Source organism: Muriicola sp. E247 (assembly GCF_041358175.1).
Taxonomy (GTDB): domain Bacteria; phylum Bacteroidota; class Bacteroidia; order Flavobacteriales; family Flavobacteriaceae; genus Muriicola.
Genome location: NZ_JBGKBE010000005.1, coordinates 31,944 through 49,727 on the forward strand (window position 1 = coordinate 31,944; position 17,784 = coordinate 49,727).

Below are 17,784 nucleotides of genomic sequence, written 5' to 3' on the forward strand. Positions count from 1 at the left end.
ATGGCGAAGTATCAGGAACAACAACTTAGAATTTACAATTCCCTTTCGGGAAAAAAAGAGAAATTCATCCCCATCAATGAAGGTCATGTAGGCATGTATGTATGTGGTCCTACCGTGTACAGCAATGTACATCTTGGGAATTGCCGCACGTTTATGTCTTTTGACATGATCTTTCGTTATCTGAAACACCTCGATTACAAGGTCAGATATGTCCGGAATATCACCGATGCAGGTCACCTGGAAGACGATGCAGATGAAGGGGAAGATAAGATCGCCAAAAAGGCCCGACTGGAACAGATTGAGCCTATGGAAGTTGTTCAGAGATATACAGTTGACTTCCATAACATTCTGCAGAAATTTAACTTTCTCCCTCCAAGTATCGAGCCTACAGCAACGGGGCATATCATTGAACAGATTGAAATCATCAAAGAAATCCTTGAAAATGGATATGCCTATGAGATCAACGGATCGGTTTATTTCGACGTTGTAAAATTTAATGAAACGCATGAATACGGAAAGTTAAGCGGGCGAAAACTGGAAGATATGATCAGTAATACCCGTGAGCTCACCGCCCAGGATGAAAAGCGAAATCCTCAGGATTTTGCCCTCTGGAAAAAGGCAGAACCACAGCACATTATGCGATGGCCTTCCCCCTGGGGGGATGGATTTCCGGGATGGCATCTGGAATGTACAGCGATGAGTACAAAGTACCTTGGGGAAACCTTCGACATCCACGGAGGTGGTATGGACCTCAAATTTCCTCATCACGAATGTGAGATCGCTCAATCTGAGGCATCACATGGCAACTCCCCCGTAAAATATTGGTTGCATGCCAATATGCTCACCATGAATGGGAAGAAAATGGCAAAATCTACCGGGAATAATATTTTACCCAATGAGATTTTTTCCGGAGAAAACGACATATTAAGCAAGCCATTTGCGCCTTCAATAGTTCGTTTTTTTATGATGCAGGCACATTATACCAGCATCCTCGATCTCAGTAATGAGGCCTTACTGGCTTCTGAAAAAGGCTATCACAGATTGATGGACGCCTTAAGTTTAATCGATGGTTTAACAAGTTCGAATACATCAGGAATAGATATGCCTGCCTGGAGACAGAAGTGTTATGACGCTATGAATGACGACTTCAATACTCCGGTTTTGATTGCCGTATTGTTTGAAGGAGTGAAATTTATCAATCTGATTAAAGAGGGTAAAGCACAAGTTTCCGAGACCGACCTTAAGATTCTCTCCGAAACCATGAACCAATTTGTGTTTGATGTCCTTGGACTGGAATCCACTACACAGCTTACTGCATCTTCAGACAAATTGGGTGGGGTGGTAGCTCTGCTGATTCAACTGCGCAATGAAGCCAGGGCCAATAAGGATTTTGCCACTTCGGATAAGATCAGAGATGAATTGGCCGATATGGGGATTCAACTCATGGACGGAAAAGAAGGTACTACCTTTAGTATCACATGAAAAAAATCCTCATAGCCCCATTTGTTTTCCTGGTACGCGGGTATCAATTATTGATCTCGCCCTATTTACCCTCCAGTTGCCGATATTCCCCAACCTGCTCCCAGTACACTCTTGAAGCCCTCAGAAAACACGGCTTGTTCAAAGGTGGTTGGTTATCTATAAAGCGAATTTTCAGTTGCCATCCCTGGGGTGGAAGTGGTTATGATCCCGTTCCATAAAACGTTTGTGATTTTCTCTGGAAAATTGTTTTTTTCCGTGAGAAGCATCGATAATCTATTTTGCTCTCTTCGTATTTCCTTATCTTAGTCGCTTAAAAAAATATCCTATGCATTTCCTAGGTTTTATCTGGAATCCGGCTGACACACTTTTTAAGATCGGATTTCTCCAGATCAAGTATTACAACCTGCTGTGGATCATAGCCTTTGCTTTGGGCTGGTTCATTATGAAGAGGATCTTCCTCAAGGAGAAAAAAACAGTTCAGGAACTCGACTCCCTTTTTATCTATACCGTGATTGCTACCATGTTGGGAGCGCGACTGGGTCATGTTATTTTTTACGACTGGCCGTATTACTCCAATCATTTGCTCGAGATACTGCTCCCGATTAGAGAAAGGGCAGGAAGCAGCTTATTTGGTCTTATCAATGGATATGAGTTTACGGGTTTCACCGGTTTGGCTAGCCATGGGGCGGCTATCGGAATTATCATAGGCATGTACCTTTATACCCGAAAACACAAAGGCTTTAAAATGCTCTGGATCCTCGATCGGGTTGTCATTCCTGTTGCCATAGGGGCCTTCTGCGTTCGCCTGGGCAACTTCTTCAATTCAGAGATCAATGGGAAAATAGTGGAGAAATCTTTCCTTTTTGCCACTAAATTCGTTCGCGACAGTGATGATATGCCGGCGTCCTCAGTCATGAGGATCACTAAGGAAAAAACCGTTAATGCCGCTTATAAAGCGCTGGAGAACAACCCCCAGTTTTCGGAATATCTGGAAGCCATCCCATACAGGCATCCAGCACAACTCTACGAAGGGATTTGCTATATCTTTGTTTTCCTTATCCTGCATTTCCTCTATTGGAAGACAGAGAAAAAAAACCATCCCGGTTATCTTTTTGGCTTGTTTCTGGTCCTGCTATGGACGATCCGATTTTTCGTGGAATACGTCAAGAAAAGTCAGGGGGGATTTGAGGAATCCCTGGGACTACTTTCAACAGGTCAGTGGCTGAGTATTCCTTTTATCCTCATCGGGCTGTTCTTTATGTTTAAACCCAGAAGAGGGTAAAAGGAATTCGCGATGAAAAGAGTTTTTTATTTCCTCCTGATTTTTACCGCAGTATTATTTATCTCCGGAAGCTGCAAACAAGAGGCTAAAAAGTCTGTTAGCACGACACCGGTTACCTTTACCAAAGAAGGGACACTTTCGCTCTACAGGGCAGAGTCGGATACCCTCCTGACTGAACTCGACATAGAGATTGCCGAAAGTGATTATGAGACACAAACCGGACTCATGTACCGGGAGAGTATGGAACAGAATCAGGGTATGTTATTTATTTTCCCTGAAGAGGCGTACCACAGTTTCTATATGAAAAATACCCGCTTCCCTCTGGATATTATTTATATCGATAAAGATCTGATGGTAACCAGCATTGTAAAAAATGCACAACCCATGAATGAAGCGGGATTACCTTCTGAAAATCCGGTAATGTACGTGTTAGAAGTCAATGCGGGGCTAACAGATCGCTGGCAGCTGGAAAATGGAGATAAGATCGTCTTCCAAAGACTAATTTCAGACTAATCCAAAATCAAAAACCAGCAGGGAATCCTGCTGGATTTAAAATATCATTCTCTCAAGGGGGTACTACTTATTAATTATATCAGCTGTAGCTTTAATATTTTCTTTAAGAAGATCTGCCATTTCCCTGTTTCCGTCCTCATCGTTGGGATATATTTCAATAAGTCCGTCCTGATTGTTGTCTGTAGCCGCACTTAAATCAATCTCGTTAAAAGAGCTTAGAAATTGAGAAATATCAAACGTTACCGTGAAGTTCACAGTACCGTCAATCACTTCAACTCCTGTACTTCTTCCCACGTCAAGATTTTCGCTGGTATCATGCCAGAACACAAAAGGAGTTCCATCAATAGTTCCTTCGATAAAGATCGACTTGTCAAAAAGGTCATTTTCCATCGGCAGGTCTTCATCTTTGTGAAATTTAAAGCGCAATTCCTTATACATTCCATCTGGGACAAAAGCAGTTCCTATGGTTTGAGTTAATGCATCTGCATTATCCAGCAAATCTACCTGGAAAGGACCTCTGAACTGGATCTCATCGGTGTCCAGGTTACTATTGGGGTCATCATCGTTCTTAAAGACAACATCCCTTATTGAGATTTTAAAATCGGTAAAAATAACATTCTCATTTCCTTTCCCGGTTAATACTGCGGTCTTCCCTGCATTACCATTTACGGCAGACAGTCTCAATTGGATTTTTCCACCTTCGTCTTCGTTTGAACAACTAACGATAGCAAAAGCAAAGGCAAATACGATAATTTTGTTAAAGGTTTTCATAATATTGATAAATAGGTTAATAAACTATATTCAAAAGTTTTTTGGAAGTAAAGTCCTAATAAAGTCTGATCACATAATTAAAACAATCTCGGGGCCAAGATTCCTGATAAAAAATCAGTTTTAACTAAACTGACTTACATATTACCATGAGTAATAACGAATAGAAACGGTGGAAATTATCCAGTTCTGTTAGCCTTTTTCGTCTGAAATAAATCTTTGCATAAGAAAACTGCCCCAAAAATGGGGCAGTTTATATCACAGCATTACAAGTAAGAAAGCTGGGGCAAAAAAGGGGTTCCTAGTTTTTCTCGAAAGTAAGAGTATCCGTTCCTCCATTCCCTCCACTGATATCAATCAGTTCAATTCGGGTAGAAGACCTGGAAACAATATCCCAGTCGTCAGAAAGTTCTTCAAAATTGGGGGGTGCAGAAAAGAAAATATTAAAATCAATATCATCCGAACTGTTGTAATCGTCATCATCTGAGCTGTCATCACTGGTTACTGACCATGTCCCTGTGATCATCGTACTCCCGTTTACGGCATCCAGACTCCCATCGGCATTAAAAGTGAAAGAGTAACCCGTATAATCACTGGTTTCATCAGTACCCGAATCCACATAGCTTGTAATGCTCCAGCTTCCTGATATTACTAAGTTGGAAACTGCCTGAACAGATTCTGAATTTGTTTGCATTTCTTCATCACTGCTATCAGAAGAACATGCGTTAAGTACAATCGCCAGACCCATTAAAACGGAGTAAATAAAAGACTTTTTCATAGTTATTAAAGTTTAAGTTTTATTGTGATAAAGAAGGCAATGATCCCTGCTGTTCTCGCTCCCTTTACAAATCAGGATCATTGCCCGGGTATTCTCTTAAGGATTACAGGAACTCCTGAATTCCAGTTCATCGTCATTTGGCAGGCGAAGGTCTACTTCGAGTTCATCTCCATCCTGACCGAGTTCATGCAACATCCAATCGTCATTAAAATCTGGCAAGTCAGGAATATTGATAGTCACAGTAATCGCGTTTGAAGATCCGCTAGCCGACCAGGTTCCCGGAAAGCTTTCGGTGTTTGTATCTGCGGTAAGGGTACCGTCACTAAGGAAAGTAAAGGTATAACCTACATATTGCTCATCGAGGTCCATATCATTACGTTCAAAATCCTTCACATACCAGCTATCACATCCGGTAATGAAATCGGATAGTTGTTCTGTGGTGCAATTGTCACAATCATCATCGTTGTAGTCATAATCATCATCTTCATCGCAATCATCCTTGGCGTCATCGATGACATCTTCGAGCTGGTCTAGATTGGCCACGGACACTTCGGTGCCGTCAGACAGCACAAGTGTAATTGGAAACTCCACATTTACTATTAAATCCTCATCGAGTTCTTCCAGGAAGAAATACAGATCCTGATCACTAGAAATGGTAATTGTATCAATTAACTCATTATTCGTGTCAAATACGGATACGGTGATGGGATAGGCGATATCGACACATTCAATATCATCATCGAATTCGTTTTCCCCTTCGCAGTCATCTGCGTAATTCTCAAATTCTTCGACGGAATTGATTTCCACCTCACTAAAGTCACTGAGAATTATAGTAATTGGGAATTCTATCTCAATGGTATCGTCATCATCGTCAAATTCATCCAGTATGTCCTCTACGGTATCGAGATCTTCTTCTGAATTTACTGTGATTTCCATTCCATTAACTACTACGGTAAAAGGAAAATCGAGGGAAAAGCAATTGGCCTGGTCTACGATGTTATCGTCCGAACCATCGTTCATTGCCGTCCTTTGCATTAAGTTTGCCACGGCAGAGTTGGCTTTGAGAACCTCTTCCTGAGGCCCTTCAATAAGAACTGATTCTTCCTCCCGGCATGAGGTTAAAAGCAGGGGGACGAACATTAATACGGTTAATAGTTTCAATACATTTTGCATAGCATACTAAGATTTAAATTAAACTGTTTACTAATAAAACAACTAAGGAATCCTTTCTCCTGAAAAAAAACTTAAAAATTTAATTTCTACATTTAACGTATTAATAAGAGCTATGTTTTGACCGAGGACCTAAATCAAGATATCTGCAAAGAGGATACCTATAAACATCTTTACGATTCATACGCCACTGAACTGCACAACTACCTGTACTACAAATTTGGTGAAAGCTGCAATCCCAATGACAAGACCCAGGATGCCTTTGTGAAGTTATGGGAAAACTGTAAGAAGGTAGTCTTTTCCAAAGCCAGGGGTTTTCTTTATAAAGTAGCGAACAATATGGTTCTCAACGACCTGAAACATCGCAAAGTGGTGTTGCGTTACCAGAAAGAGAAACCCGTAGATCGCACAAATGAAAATCCGGAATTTCTTATGGAAGAGGAGCAGTATTTTAAAAAATACCAGCAGACACTTGCCAAACTTTCAGAAGAACAGCGGGTAGCCTTTATGCTCAATAAAGTGGAGGGAAAAAAACATGAAGAGATAGCTCAGATCCTGGGAGTTACAAGAAAAGTTGTTGAATACCGTATTTATTCGGCATTTAAGGTGCTTAGAGAGGAATTGGAAAATTTTAGGATAAAATAATCAGGAAAAACGGCGATATGGTTGTTATATAGATAGGTAAAAGAAATATGGATCAGAATTCTTTAATAGAAAAGTGGTTGAATAACAGTCTTTCCGAGGCTGAAATGGAAACATTTCAGAAATCGGAGGAATATCCTTTTTACCAAAAACTAATAGCTGATGCATCCTCTTTTAAGGCTTCCCATTTTTCACAATTATCCAATTTTGAATCGCTCAAACAACGTCTTCCTGAAAGAGAAGTACCTGTTATAAAGTTGAATCCCACAAGGTGGATCTTAAGAATAGCCAGTGTTTTTGTCCTGGGCTTTGCCTTGTTTTATTTTTTTCAACTTAAATCTGAAGTAAAAATTGAAACCCTGGCGGGGCAAAAAACCATCGTTGAGTTACCGGATGCATCCCTGGTTACTCTTAACGCCGTTTCTGAAATCACTTATTCGCCGAAAAAGTGGAATAAAAACAGATCGTTAACGCTAAAAGGAGAGGCTTTCTTCGATGTTGCCAAAGGGGCCAGGTTCGATGTGATCACTGAAAAAGGATCGGTTTCAGTGTTGGGCACTGAATTTAATGTCAGACAGAGAGAAGAAAACTTCGAAGTGATTTGCTTTGAAGGGATTGTGAAGGTAGTTTCCGGGAATTTTACCGAAGAACTAAGAGCCGGTGACCGACTGAGACTACACAAAGGCGAATTGATCAGGAGTAAATCGGCAATGGCGGAACCTCAATGGAGTTCCGGGGTAAGCGACTTTATAGAATCCCCATTTATTGAAGTAATAAAGGAACTCGAAAGGCAGTATAATGTAGAAGTAATCCTTAATGAAGTCTCCGGGGAAAGTCTCTTTACAGGAGGCTTTGTACACAATGACCTCGAAAATGCCCTGCGTTCCGTTACGGAACCTTTTGGCCTTAGCTTCAGTATTTCGGAAAACCAGCTGGTGACAATAAGCAAACGTGAAAATTAAGTGGTCTTCAATACTTGTAGTCCTGCTCTTGTGGTTCGGTACCACCGGATATTCTCAGGAACCAGAAAATACCTTGCCTCTGCAGCAAGTACTCGAAGATATTACCCTTTCTCACGGATATCGCTTTAACTACGCCACAGCAACCATTCGTGATATTCAGGTAATACCTCCGGATAAACAATGGACCATTGACAAAATTCTCACCTATCTCTCAGATCAAACCGGACTACTATATTCTGAATTACCCAATAAATTCATCTCCATACAAAAATCCGTAAAAACTATTTGTGGTTATATTAAAGACCGTAATACCGGTAAAACCCTGACTTCTGCAACCGTTCAAAGCAGCCTGGGATCCGCCATATCGGATGAAAATGGGTATTTTGAACTCGATATCAATGGAATATCCGATGTGATTTCTGTTCGATTTATTGGCTATCGAAATTATGAGGCGCCTACTGGTAAATCTGATTCCGTTCCCTGCATCAACATCCTTCTGATCCCCCAACAACTGGAACTTCAGGAAATTGTTTTGTACGACTTCCTTATCAAAGGAATAGACCAGCTCGACGATGGATCTTATCTCATAGATTTTGACCGCTTCAGTATATTACCCGGTTTAATCGAGACGGATGTACTACAGGCCGTACAGGCTTTCCCCGGTATACAAAGTGTCAATGAGACTGTATCCGATATCAATATCAGGGGAGGGACTAACGATCAGAACCTGCTGTTATGGGATGGGATTAAAATGTACCAATCCGGGCATTTTTTCGGCTTGATCTCTATGTTCAACCCCATGATCACCCAAAAAGTTGCCCTGCGGAAGAACGGTACCCCAGCCTTTATGACTGATGGAGTTTCCGGTACTATTTCTATGGAAACTTCAAATGAGATCAATGAGAAATTCAGTGGCTCCCTGGGTATGAATTTTATTGATGTCAGCGGTTTTGTCGATACCCCTCTTGGAAATAACTCCTCCCTTCAGGTGGCTGGCAGAAAAGCAATTAATGATTTTGTTGAAAGTCCGACCTATACAGAGTATTTCTCCAGAATTTCACAGGATACCGAGGTCGAAAACAATACGATCAATGTGGTTAATTCTGATAAAACCTTTGATTTTTACGACACCTCCTTAAGATGGCTTTGGCATCCTACCTCCAAGGATCGGGTTCGATTAAATTTTATTCGTGCCAGAAATGAACTCGTCTTCAATGAAAATGCTGATATTGACAATGCCCCTGTTTCCCGGGAAAGCAGCCTAATTCAGGGAACGATTGCAGGAGGTTTTAACTACCAGCGACAATGGTCTGAAAAAGTTAGTACAGAGCTTGACCTATACAATACCGATTACAATCTGAAAGCGATTAATGCCAATATTGAGGCAAATCAACGCTTTCTTCAGGAAAATAAGGTTTCAGAAACGGCTGCCAGAATCAACACAACTATCCGCTTGAATAGCCGTCTGCACTGGATATCCGGGTATCAATTCACTGAGACCAAAGTAACCAATCTCGACGATATTGACGACCCTGTTTTCAGAAGGCTGGAGGGAAATGTTCTCCGTGTACACAGCGGGTACACCTCCCTGGGGCTTTTTTCCGAGAACAGAACTACCAGTGCACGCCTTGGGCTTCGATTTAATTACCTGGATAAATTTGATCGGAAACTTTATGAGCCGAGACTGAGTATTAATCACCGTTTTGCAAAATGGTTTAATATTGAAATCCTGGGAGAATCTAAAAATCAGTATACCTCCCAGGTAATCAATTTCCAAAATGATTTTCTAGGTATTGAAAAACGGCGTTGGCAGTTGTCTGATGAAGTTGAAATTCCCATCATAACAAGTAATCAGGCGTCCGCAGGGCTGAGTTTTAACAGATCAGGCTGGTTGACGAACATCGTAGGCTTTTATAAGGAAGTGGATGGTATTACGGCCCAAAGTCAGGGATTTCAGAATCAGTATGAATTTACCAAAGCCCAGGGAAGCTATACTGCTACAGGAATGGATGTTTTGGTTCGCAAACAATTTAAAGACATAAATACATGGCTAAGCTACTCTTATCTGGATGCGGAGTATAATTTTACTGAGCTGCCCGAAAGAGTTTTCCCCAGTAATTACGATATCACCCATACGCTGACCTTCGGCCTAACCTATCAAAATGATCATTTGCGTCTGGCTGCGGGATGGAACTGGCGCACAGGTAAACCCACAACTCAACCTGATGACACTTCTCCTGTAGTGAACAATACCGTGAATTTTCAACCCAGTAATTCAGATCGTTTTCAGGATTATATGCGTGTCGATTTATCAGCTTTATATGCCTTTACCCCAGGTTCCGGGACGAAAGCTCAGATAGGGTTTTCAGTGTGGAATCTCTTAAATCGGGAAAATACAGTTAGCAGATTTTACCGGCCCAATGGCCTTGGTGAAGCCAATGCTTTTTCACAAAACTCCCTGGGGATAACCCCTAATGCCGTATTCAGACTAAGCTTTTAAAGTGAAAAATGGGTGAAGATCATGGTAGAATCACAATACTTAATATACTCCCTTTTCCCTCATGACCTATATTTGCATTTATTATTTATCGTAATTCGCAAAACTGAAAATAAGGTCAACCATGCTCCATTGGGCAATTTTTACGGAGAATTCAACCCCCATAACCAGCTTGCTGGATAAGTTGCTCAACGGACCACTGCCTGAGGGTTTTAAGTCATTAGAGAACAAGAAAGGAGCACTTTTCTCCACTGCTGAAATTCAGAAATGGATGGATGAAGAGCGCAGACACGATCGTAAAATACTGACCAGAAACCACACCCAAAGCCTTCAGTCCATGTCGAGCGGAGAACGTAAAAAAGTGCTTTTTGCTTATATATTATCTGAAAAGCCTGATTACCTGATCCTGGATAACCCCTTCGAAAATCTCGATCCCTCTGCACGAGCAGAATTTTTGAATAAGATCAACGACTTATCCCAAACAACCAGTCTTATCCAGATCCTTAGTCGTACAGATGATTTGCTTCCTGAAATTAAAAGGTATGCATTATGGCAAAAACAGGAACTTCAATGGACAAGTGAAATACCGTCACGCTCGGGAACTAGTTCAGAGGAGAATGAATTATTTCAATATGATTTGCCTGAATCCCTTGAAAGCAATTCTTATCAACAAGAGAATTTGGTGGAAGTAAAGAATGTCTCTGTTGCTTTTCATGACAAGCCCGTTCTCAAGAATGTATCATGGAAGATATCAAGAGGAGATTTTTGGGAGTTAAGGGGTGCAAATGGCAGTGGAAAGACCACTTTACTATCTTTAATTACAGGCGACAGCCCTAAGGCTTACGGACAAGACATTATACTTTTCGGCCAAAAGAAAGGAAGCGGAGAAAGTGTCTGGGATATCAAAAAACGTATTGGGTATATCACACCTGCCCTCACCGACAGTTTCAGAGGATACCACAGCCTGGAAAATATGCTGATCTCCGGCCTGGTAGATTCTATCGGACTCTACACCCGCCCCACAGAACAACAAAAAAGTCTGGCCAGAGACTGGCTCAGGTTGCTCAATCTCGAAAATCTCAAGGACACATACTTTCACGATCTGAGCAAAGGACAACAAAGGCTGATCATGTGTGCGAGGGCCATGATTAAGCAGCCATTACTCCTGATTCTTGATGAACCTACTGCCGACCTCGATGATAAGGCAGCCAAATTGGTAGTACATCTGGTGAACAAATTAGGAAATGAAAGCAATACAGCCATAGTATTTGTCTCTCATAGAAGTGAGCCGGGTTTGAGGCCTGAATCAATTATGGAATTGATTCCTACAAATCAGGGATCAATTGCAAAAATTTTGTCGTAATCTCTTATTTTACTATTTTAAAGAAATTTCGTTCAACTATGCCTTACACCATAGAATACCGTGTCCTTCCCAAATACCTTGAAGTTCACATTAAGGGCACCCTAATACCAGGAAAGGAGTTAAAGGAAGCTATAGAACGATGGTCTAAAGTAGCTGAGCTGTGTAAACAAGAGGATAGAAATTTAATTTTAACTTTTATCGATCTGGAAGGGCAGCATTCAACGAGTTCCAAGTTCAATCTGGTGGATGCAGCTTCTACCTTTGGATGGCAACCCGACTATAAATTATCATTGGTAGTAAAAACGGAACAGCAATTTCAACACTTGTCCTTTACAGAAACCGTAATGAATAATTTGGGATATGAAATGAAACTCTTTACGAATAAACGGGAGGCCCGGAAATGGTTGTTGACCTGATGTTGTAAAATAAAGACATAAAAAAAACCGCTCTGAGAGCGGTTTTTTTATTTCAATACTTATTACTTTTTCGTGATCTTCTCTTTCAGTGTATCAAACATCACAGGGGTAGCTATGAATAAGGAGGAATAAGTACCCACAATGATACCCACAATCATGGCAAACATAAAGCCCCTCAGGGTTTCGCCTCCAAAAATAAAGATAGACAAGAGTACCACTAAGGTAGTTAAAGAGGTATTCAATGTCCTGCTCAAAGTACTGTTTAGGGCCTCATTGATGTTGATACCTGCATTAAATCCTTTTTCGGCTACAATCTCCCGGATCCGGTCGAATACAACAACTGTATCATTCAAAGAGTAACCGATCACAGTGAGTATAGCTGCAATAAAAGCCTGGTCGATTTCCATGCTAAAAGGCATATAGGGACTAAAGAATGAAAAGACCCCTAACACAATAAGTACATCGTGGAATACAGCCGCAACCGCTCCCAGTGAGAACTGCCATTTCCTGAATCGCAATAGAATGTAAAGAAATACTACAGCCAGGGAGCCAAATACCGCCCATACTGCGTTCTTTTTAATATCATCGGCGATGGTAGGTCCAACCTTTCTGTACTTCATTACCCCAATATCCTCGTTGGTTCCCCCGGGAACAAAGTCTTCATAAGAGGCACCGTCAGGAAAATATTTTTGAAGCGTAGTGAACAATATTCCTAAAATCTCATCATCTACTTCAGTTCCCTGCACATCTACCTTGTATTTGGTGGTAACCATAATCTGATTGGCATCCCCAAAGGTTTTGGCACTGGCGCTTCCCAGGGCGGCAGAAAGGTCGGCAGTTATTTCCGAGGGACTTACAGGATCCACAAATCGGATCTGATAGTTCCGCCCTCCTACAAAGTCGACCCCCTGATCTAAACCACGGGTAGTTAGAGAAACGATTCCTGAGATCACAATGATCCCTGAGATGACATAGGCAATCTTCCTTTTACTTAAGAAATTGATGTTCATATTTGTGAACAGATTCTTAGTAATGGCGGTTGAGAAGGTAAGGGTTCTCCCTTTTCCTGAGATATACCAGTCAACTAATAATCGGGTAATAAATATGGCCGTAAAAAGAGAAGTAAGGATACCGATGATCAGGGTGGTGGCAAATCCTTTAATCGGACCTGATCCAAAAACCAGCAGTATCAATGCTGTTAAACCTGTAGTGATATTGGCATCGAGAATGGAGGACAAAGCATTGTTAAATCCGTCATTAATCGCCTGTCCTTTGCCTTTCCCTTTCTGTAATTCTTCCTTAATCCTCTCAAAGATGAGAACGTTTGCATCCACCGACATACCAATGGTTAATACAATACCTGCAATTCCGGGTAATGTAAGTACGGCTCCCAAACTTGCCAGTACGCCAAAAATGAGCACGATGTTAAATACCAAAGCTATATCAGCAAAAATACCTGCCTTTCCATAGTAAAACAGCATCCAGATCAATACAAATATCATGGCGATCAGGAAAGAGGTAAAACCACTATCTATGGCTTCCTGCCCTAAGGACGGGCCTACAACAAATGAGTCGATAATTTCAGCAGAAGCCGGTAACTTACCAGCTCGCAGGACATTGGCAATATCCTTAGTTTCATTAACGGTGAAAGTCCCAGTGATTTCTGAACTTCCTCCTGAAATTCCTCCCACCTGGGAAACCCCTGGTGCAGTATAGACTTTGTTGTCGAGGACAATGGCAATACCGGTATTATTCAGGTTGGCTTCATTCGTGAGTTTTTCCCATTCCTTGGCGCCACGCACATTCATATCCATTCCAACAGCGGGCCGGTTAAACTGATCGAACTGGTCCCGGGCATCACTCACCACATCACCGCTAATACGAGGGAGTGCGTCTCTATTCGATTTTAAAGCAAACAGAGAAGCCACTTCAGAATCCTGAGAGGGACGTTCCCATAGAAATTTAGTGAATTGTACTTCTGAAGGGAGTAACCTTCTAATTTCGGGCATACGCAGCCAGGAACCGATTTCTGCAGTATCCTTAACTGCAGCGACGCCTATGGCAAAGCCTGGGCCGTTTAATTGTAATTTCTCAAAAAGCGGGTTGCGCTCGGCGGTAAGATCCAGGGAATCCTGGGCCACATCCGAGAGCAGGGTATCTATCTCTGACGCCTCTTTAACCTGTTCTTCTGAAGTATCCTCAACCAGGGTTTTAAGCCTTTCATTTGCCTGAATAAAGAAGTTGATCAAAGGCTGATTTCCCGGTTCGTAGGTCTCCCAGAATTCGAGCTGGGCCGTACTTGAAAGCAGGTCCTGAGCTCTGGCTATATCTCTGGCTCCTGGTAATTCTACCAATATCCTTCCGGAAGTACCTTCACGTTGAATATTCGGCTGGGTAACCCCAAAACCGTCAATACGTTCCCTCAGTACTTCAAAGGCAGATACAATCGACTCGTCTATTTTCCTCCTGATAATCGGTTTCACCTGATCATCCGTCATCTGGAAATTGATCTCATCACTCAGGGCCTTATTTGCAAAGATATCAGGGGACGCCAGCTTGGTATCACCCTTGATATTATCAAAGGCATCAAAGAATAAGTCGAGGTAAGTATCATCACTGCTTTTTGAAGCCTGGTCTGCATCGGCCAGAGCCTTGTTAAAAACAGGATTTTTAGTATTGTCTGCCAACCCTTTGAGGATATCCTTTACAGAAATCTGCAGGGTAACATTGATACCTCCTTTAAGGTCGAGCCCTTTATTAAGCTCCTTCTTTTTGGCTTCTTTGTAAGAGGTGAATCCCAATACCGGATTATCCCCTATAGAATCAAGGTAACTGGCTTCCAGGGCTTCACGCTCTGCAACATAATTGTCTACGGTTGAAGGGATCTTTGCGGCGGCAAAAGTTTCTGCCTCATCCTCTAGTTTACTTGTAATGAAAGTGTAAGAAAGTTGATAAATACTTACAATCCCGAACAAAAAAGCAAAAAGCTTAATCAGTCCTTTATTCTGCATCTGAGTTTTGAATTAATTGATGGTATCCGTAAATAGCGTGCAAATATATCATTTCCAAGAGGAACTGACAATTTATTTAAATGATTTATAGGCGAAATACAGCCCTGTACCTAAGATGGGTAAGACACAGAATAGGCCATAAAAAAAGCGCTCCCGTGTAGGGAACGCTGTTTTTAATTCTGTGTTCTGCTGCTTAGACCTGTAAAAGACCGTTGGTTTTTCTAACACCTTCGGCACTTGTCTGCATTTTGTCTTTTTCTGTCTGATCGAGTTCAATTTCAACAATCTTTTCTATCCCGTTTTTTCCGAGGATCACAGGTACTCCGATACAGATATCCTCCAAATCGTATTCTCCGTTCAGGAAGGTTGAACATGGGAAGAGTTTTTTCAGATCGCAGGCAATGGCCTGAACCAGTCCGGAAACGGCTGCACCCGGAGCATACCAGGCGCTTGTACCCAATAATTTGGTCAGGGTAGCACCCCCTACTTTGGTGTCTTCAACCACCTGAGCTAATCGATCAGCGGAAAGGAATTCGGATACTTTAACGCTGTTCCTCGTCGCATGTCTTGCCAAAGGCACCATGCCAGTATCGCTATGTCCTCCTATTACCATACCATCCACATCCGATATAGGGGCTCCTAGCGCTTCTGCCAATCTGTATTTAAATCGTGCACTATCAAGCGCTCCACCCATCCCGATAATTCGTTCTTTAGGGAGGCCTGTAACCTTGTGCACCAGGTAAGTCATAGTGTCCATTGGATTACTCACCACAATCAGGATTACATTTGGCGAATGCTCAATCAGGCTTGTGGCTACCGTTTTTACAATTCCCGCATTGATTCCTATTAATTCCTCTCTCGTCATTCCCGGTTTTCTAGGAATCCCTGAGGTGATCACGGCAATATCACTTCCCGCAGTTTTTGAATAATCGCTTGTTGTTCCCGTAATTTTGGTGTCAAAACCGTTAAGGGAGGCAGTTTGCATCAGATCCATTGCCTTTCCTTCAGCAAATCCCTCCTTTATATCAAGAAGTACGACCTCTGAAGCAAAATCTTTAATAGCAATGTACTCTGCGCAACTTGCACCTACGGCACCGGCACCAACAACTGTAATTTTCATATCTGTATTCTTTAGCTTGTTTTCAACTCTACAAATTAGCCGTAAACGCCTTATTTTACTGGACTTGTTTGTCGACTAAAAAGCGTAGCAAAAATAGGAAATTCTCTTGTACTAGACCGTTAGTAAGCAAGGATTATTTTTAATGATTTGATTTTTCCAATTAACATTCATAATGCTTTTTTGATACGGGGCTGATGACGTTCATCGAATTTATTGGTATGGAAGGTGCTGTTCGTCGAAAAATGGCAATACAGGCTTACTTTGAGGCGTTAGCTTCCTGCAACAGATCCCAAATCTAAAAACCTACATTTTGAAAAAGCTATTTTCCCTCATGGCCATTGTCACCATAATTTCGGTGAGTAATTGTACCAGAATCCCCGAAAACAATGATCCCATAATCGGGATTTGGTCAAAAGTCGAATTTGCTGAAAATTCAGAAACCGGAAGGCAAACAAATCGGCAGGAATGGATTTTTAACGACGTTTACCTGGGTCGATACCATTCTTACGACGGAAACCAGTTAACGGTTAAAACAGATTTTAGCTGGACACAGGACAAAGGCGTATATACTATTTCTTATCCAGGAACGGATATGCCTGCGCACCAGGTAAGCTTGAAAAATTCGGATGAAGGAACAGTACTGGAAGATGTTCAGGGTAACATCCTTGCGCTCAGAGAATAAAGTATCCCCTGCTTTTTTTTTATATAAATGCAAACAGCCTTCCGATTGGAAGGCTGTTTTATTTTGCAATCAACTGTAGTTTCTATCTGAAACCGAAGCTCAGACCGAAGGAAAAGTTGTTGAATTCCGCTAAGGTATAATCAGCATGTAATCTGAAAAAGCCCAGCTTGAGTTTTGTACCCACGTTGGCTGTAACGCCACTCGCATCTTTGTTTAAAGTAAAGGGATCGGTATAAGTCTCCTGAAATGGCCCAGATTGTACATCGTATGTACCGAGGATGGCCGTTTCAGATTTTCCCGACATATACCCAAGGCTACCGTAAAAATTGATCACAGGAAGCTTGGTTGAGACCACAGCCTGAAAAACCCAGGTATTGATCTTTGCATCAATTTTCTGATCAGAACCGGCAATAATACTGGTATCTGTAAAATCATAGGTACCATTAATATGGGTATAGCCAATAACGCCCGAGATAGCTACAGGTAATATCTTATCCGCAGGCAGGTGCTTTGTAAATTCATGCTGAATCCCCACTCCATATAGACTAACCGCAACATCGTCTGTATCTATTTTGGGAAGAAATCGGGCCTTGAGCTCAGTTCCTTTGATAAGTCCAACACTTCCCTGAATAAATCCCGAGGGAATGAAGTTGATATTCTCTGCGGCTAAACCAGAAGGGAGATCAAACTCTTCTCTTGAAGTTACACCGGGGGCAACTTCGGCCTCCACAAATACGCGCACACCTTCAATATCCCCAAGTGCTGTCGACACAGTTCTGGAAGTACTGCCGTCAACAAACTGAAGGTTTTCGTAGTCGGCTGTGTTCAGAACAAAGGCCTTTTTATCTTCCTTGTTTTTAAATCCGGTTATGTTCCCAATAATAGATATTTCAAAGCCCCCCAGGGGCTTGGCATCACCGGTATTGAACCAGGAACCTGAAATACTGTAAATAGCTCCTTCTGATACTGGAGCGAGATAGTCGTTCATAAAGGTTTCAGCATCCTCCACCCCGGCTGCAAAAAGATCATTGACATCAGATTGCGCCTGAACGGTCAGAACACAAAATCCCATCATAGCAAGCAATAGATTTTTCATAT

The 17,784-nt window shown here is 41.8% G+C and carries 16 protein-coding genes; 10 read left to right on the forward strand and 6 right to left on the reverse strand.

The window, feature by feature from the left end:
• From cysS to ACA086_RS08885, 4 genes are all read left to right on the forward strand, one after another.
• Positions 1-1,482, forward strand: coding sequence for a cysteine--tRNA ligase (gene cysS, locus ACA086_RS08870; RefSeq protein ID WP_371002964.1), 1,482 nt, complete (start codon positions 1-3; stop codon positions 1,480-1,482).
• Complete coding sequence (gene yidD / locus ACA086_RS08875) at positions 1,479-1,700, forward strand: membrane protein insertion efficiency factor YidD (protein ID WP_369748969.1); 222 nt, start codon at positions 1,479-1,481, stop codon at positions 1,698-1,700. Before cysS ends, yidD begins: the two co-directional genes overlap by 4 nt.
• A gap of 107 nt (positions 1,701-1,807) precedes the next feature.
• Positions 1,808-2,764, forward strand: a complete 957-nt coding sequence (gene lgt, locus ACA086_RS08880) for a prolipoprotein diacylglyceryl transferase (protein ID WP_371002965.1) — start codon at positions 1,808-1,810, stop codon at positions 2,762-2,764.
• A gap of 12 nt (positions 2,765-2,776) precedes the next feature.
• On the forward strand, positions 2,777-3,277 hold the full coding sequence (locus ACA086_RS08885; RefSeq protein ID WP_371002966.1) for a DUF192 domain-containing protein: 501 nt from the start codon (positions 2,777-2,779) through the stop codon (positions 3,275-3,277).
• Positions 3,278-3,340: 63 nt separating this feature from the next.
• On the opposite strand, the gene ACA086_RS08890 is transcribed toward ACA086_RS08885, so the two are convergent.
• The 3 genes from ACA086_RS08890 to ACA086_RS08900 all read right to left on the reverse strand — a co-directional run bounded on the left by ACA086_RS08890 (position 3,341) and on the right by ACA086_RS08900 (position 5,996).
• On the reverse strand, positions 3,341-4,048 hold the full coding sequence (locus ACA086_RS08890; RefSeq protein ID WP_371002967.1) for a DUF4382 domain-containing protein: 708 nt from the start codon (positions 4,046-4,048) through the stop codon (positions 3,341-3,343).
• Positions 4,049-4,346: 298 nt separating this feature from the next.
• Positions 4,347-4,823 (reverse strand): hypothetical protein, encoded by a 477-nt coding sequence (locus tag ACA086_RS08895; protein WP_371002968.1) that lies wholly within the window; start codon positions 4,821-4,823, stop codon positions 4,347-4,349.
• A 96-nt stretch (positions 4,824-4,919) separates the two neighbouring features.
• Positions 4,920-5,996 carry a hypothetical protein gene (locus ACA086_RS08900; protein WP_371002969.1) on the reverse strand — a complete coding sequence of 359 codons (1,077 nt, stop codon included), beginning with the start codon at positions 5,994-5,996 and terminating at the stop codon, positions 4,920-4,922.
• Between the two features lie 117 nt (positions 5,997-6,113).
• Between ACA086_RS08900 and ACA086_RS08905 the strand changes: the two genes are divergently transcribed.
• The 5 genes from ACA086_RS08905 (at position 6,114) to ACA086_RS08925 (ending at position 11,873) form a co-directional block, all read left to right on the forward strand.
• Entirely contained in the window at positions 6,114-6,638 is a 525-nt protein-coding gene (locus ACA086_RS08905; protein WP_371002971.1) for an RNA polymerase sigma factor, read from the forward strand.
• Positions 6,639-6,685: 47 nt separating this feature from the next.
• Entirely contained in the window at positions 6,686-7,597 is a 912-nt protein-coding gene (locus tag ACA086_RS08910; RefSeq protein WP_371002972.1) for a FecR family protein, read from the forward strand.
• Entirely contained in the window at positions 7,587-10,097 is a 2,511-nt protein-coding gene (locus ACA086_RS08915) for a TonB-dependent receptor plug domain-containing protein (RefSeq protein WP_371002973.1), read from the forward strand. The genes ACA086_RS08910 and ACA086_RS08915 overlap by 11 nt, the downstream gene beginning before the upstream one ends.
• Positions 10,098-10,218: 121 nt before the next feature.
• Complete coding sequence (locus ACA086_RS08920; RefSeq protein WP_371002974.1) at positions 10,219-11,457, forward strand: ATP-binding cassette domain-containing protein; 1,239 nt, start codon at positions 10,219-10,221, stop codon at positions 11,455-11,457.
• 38 nt (positions 11,458-11,495) lie between these two features.
• A complete protein-coding gene (locus ACA086_RS08925; RefSeq protein ID WP_371002975.1) occupies positions 11,496-11,873 on the forward strand; it encodes a hypothetical protein in 378 nt (125 codons plus the stop codon).
• Between the two features lie 62 nt (positions 11,874-11,935).
• Here ACA086_RS08925 and secDF read toward each other — a convergent pair whose 3' ends face one another.
• Positions 11,936-14,884 carry a protein translocase subunit SecDF gene (secDF, locus tag ACA086_RS08930; protein ID WP_371002976.1) on the reverse strand — a complete coding sequence of 983 codons (2,949 nt, stop codon included), beginning with the start codon at positions 14,882-14,884 and terminating at the stop codon, positions 11,936-11,938.
• A 193-nt stretch (positions 14,885-15,077) separates the two neighbouring features.
• Entirely contained in the window at positions 15,078-16,004 is a 927-nt protein-coding gene (gene mdh / locus ACA086_RS08935; protein ID WP_371002977.1) for a malate dehydrogenase, read from the reverse strand.
• Positions 16,005-16,314: 310 nt separating this feature from the next.
• On the opposite strand from mdh, the gene ACA086_RS08940 reads away from it, so the two are divergent.
• Positions 16,315-16,686 (forward strand): hypothetical protein, encoded by a 372-nt coding sequence (locus ACA086_RS08940; protein ID WP_371002978.1) that lies wholly within the window; start codon positions 16,315-16,317, stop codon positions 16,684-16,686.
• Positions 16,687-16,768: 82 nt separating this feature from the next.
• Here the strand turns inward: ACA086_RS08940 and ACA086_RS08945 are convergent, their stop codons facing one another.
• On the reverse strand, positions 16,769-17,782 hold the full coding sequence (locus tag ACA086_RS08945; protein ID WP_371002979.1) for a DUF6588 family protein: 1,014 nt from the start codon (positions 17,780-17,782) through the stop codon (positions 16,769-16,771).
• Positions 17,783-17,784: the final 2 nt, after the last annotated feature.

Bases quoted from the DNA above. Each gene is read 5' to 3' on its own strand.
- mdh (WP_371002977.1), bottom strand. From the start codon at position 16,004: ATGAAAATTACAGTTGTTGGTGCCGGTGCCGTAGGTGCAAGTTGCGCA.
- yidD (WP_369748969.1), top strand. From the start codon at position 1,479: ATGAAAAAAATCCTCATAGCCCCATTTGTTTTCCTGGTACGCGGGTAT.
- secDF (WP_371002976.1), bottom strand. From the start codon at position 14,884: ATGCAGAATAAAGGACTGATTAAGCTTTTTGCTTTTTTGTTCGGGATT.
- cysS (WP_371002964.1), top strand. From the start codon at position 1: ATGGCGAAGTATCAGGAACAACAACTTAGAATTTACAATTCCCTTTCG.
- ACA086_RS08885 (WP_371002966.1), top strand. From the start codon at position 2,777: ATGAAAAGAGTTTTTTATTTCCTCCTGATTTTTACCGCAGTATTATTT.
- ACA086_RS08945 (WP_371002979.1), bottom strand. From the start codon at position 17,782: ATGAAAAATCTATTGCTTGCTATGATGGGATTTTGTGTTCTGACCGTT.
- ACA086_RS08925 (WP_371002975.1), top strand. From the start codon at position 11,496: ATGCCTTACACCATAGAATACCGTGTCCTTCCCAAATACCTTGAAGTT.
- ACA086_RS08910 (WP_371002972.1), top strand. From the start codon at position 6,686: ATGGATCAGAATTCTTTAATAGAAAAGTGGTTGAATAACAGTCTTTCC.
- ACA086_RS08890 (WP_371002967.1), bottom strand. From the start codon at position 4,048: ATGAAAACCTTTAACAAAATTATCGTATTTGCCTTTGCTTTTGCTATC.
- ACA086_RS08895 (WP_371002968.1), bottom strand. From the start codon at position 4,823: ATGAAAAAGTCTTTTATTTACTCCGTTTTAATGGGTCTGGCGATTGTA.
- ACA086_RS08920 (WP_371002974.1), top strand. From the start codon at position 10,219: ATGCTCCATTGGGCAATTTTTACGGAGAATTCAACCCCCATAACCAGC.
- ACA086_RS08900 (WP_371002969.1), bottom strand. From the start codon at position 5,996: ATGCAAAATGTATTGAAACTATTAACCGTATTAATGTTCGTCCCCCTG.
- lgt (WP_371002965.1), top strand. From the start codon at position 1,808: ATGCATTTCCTAGGTTTTATCTGGAATCCGGCTGACACACTTTTTAAG.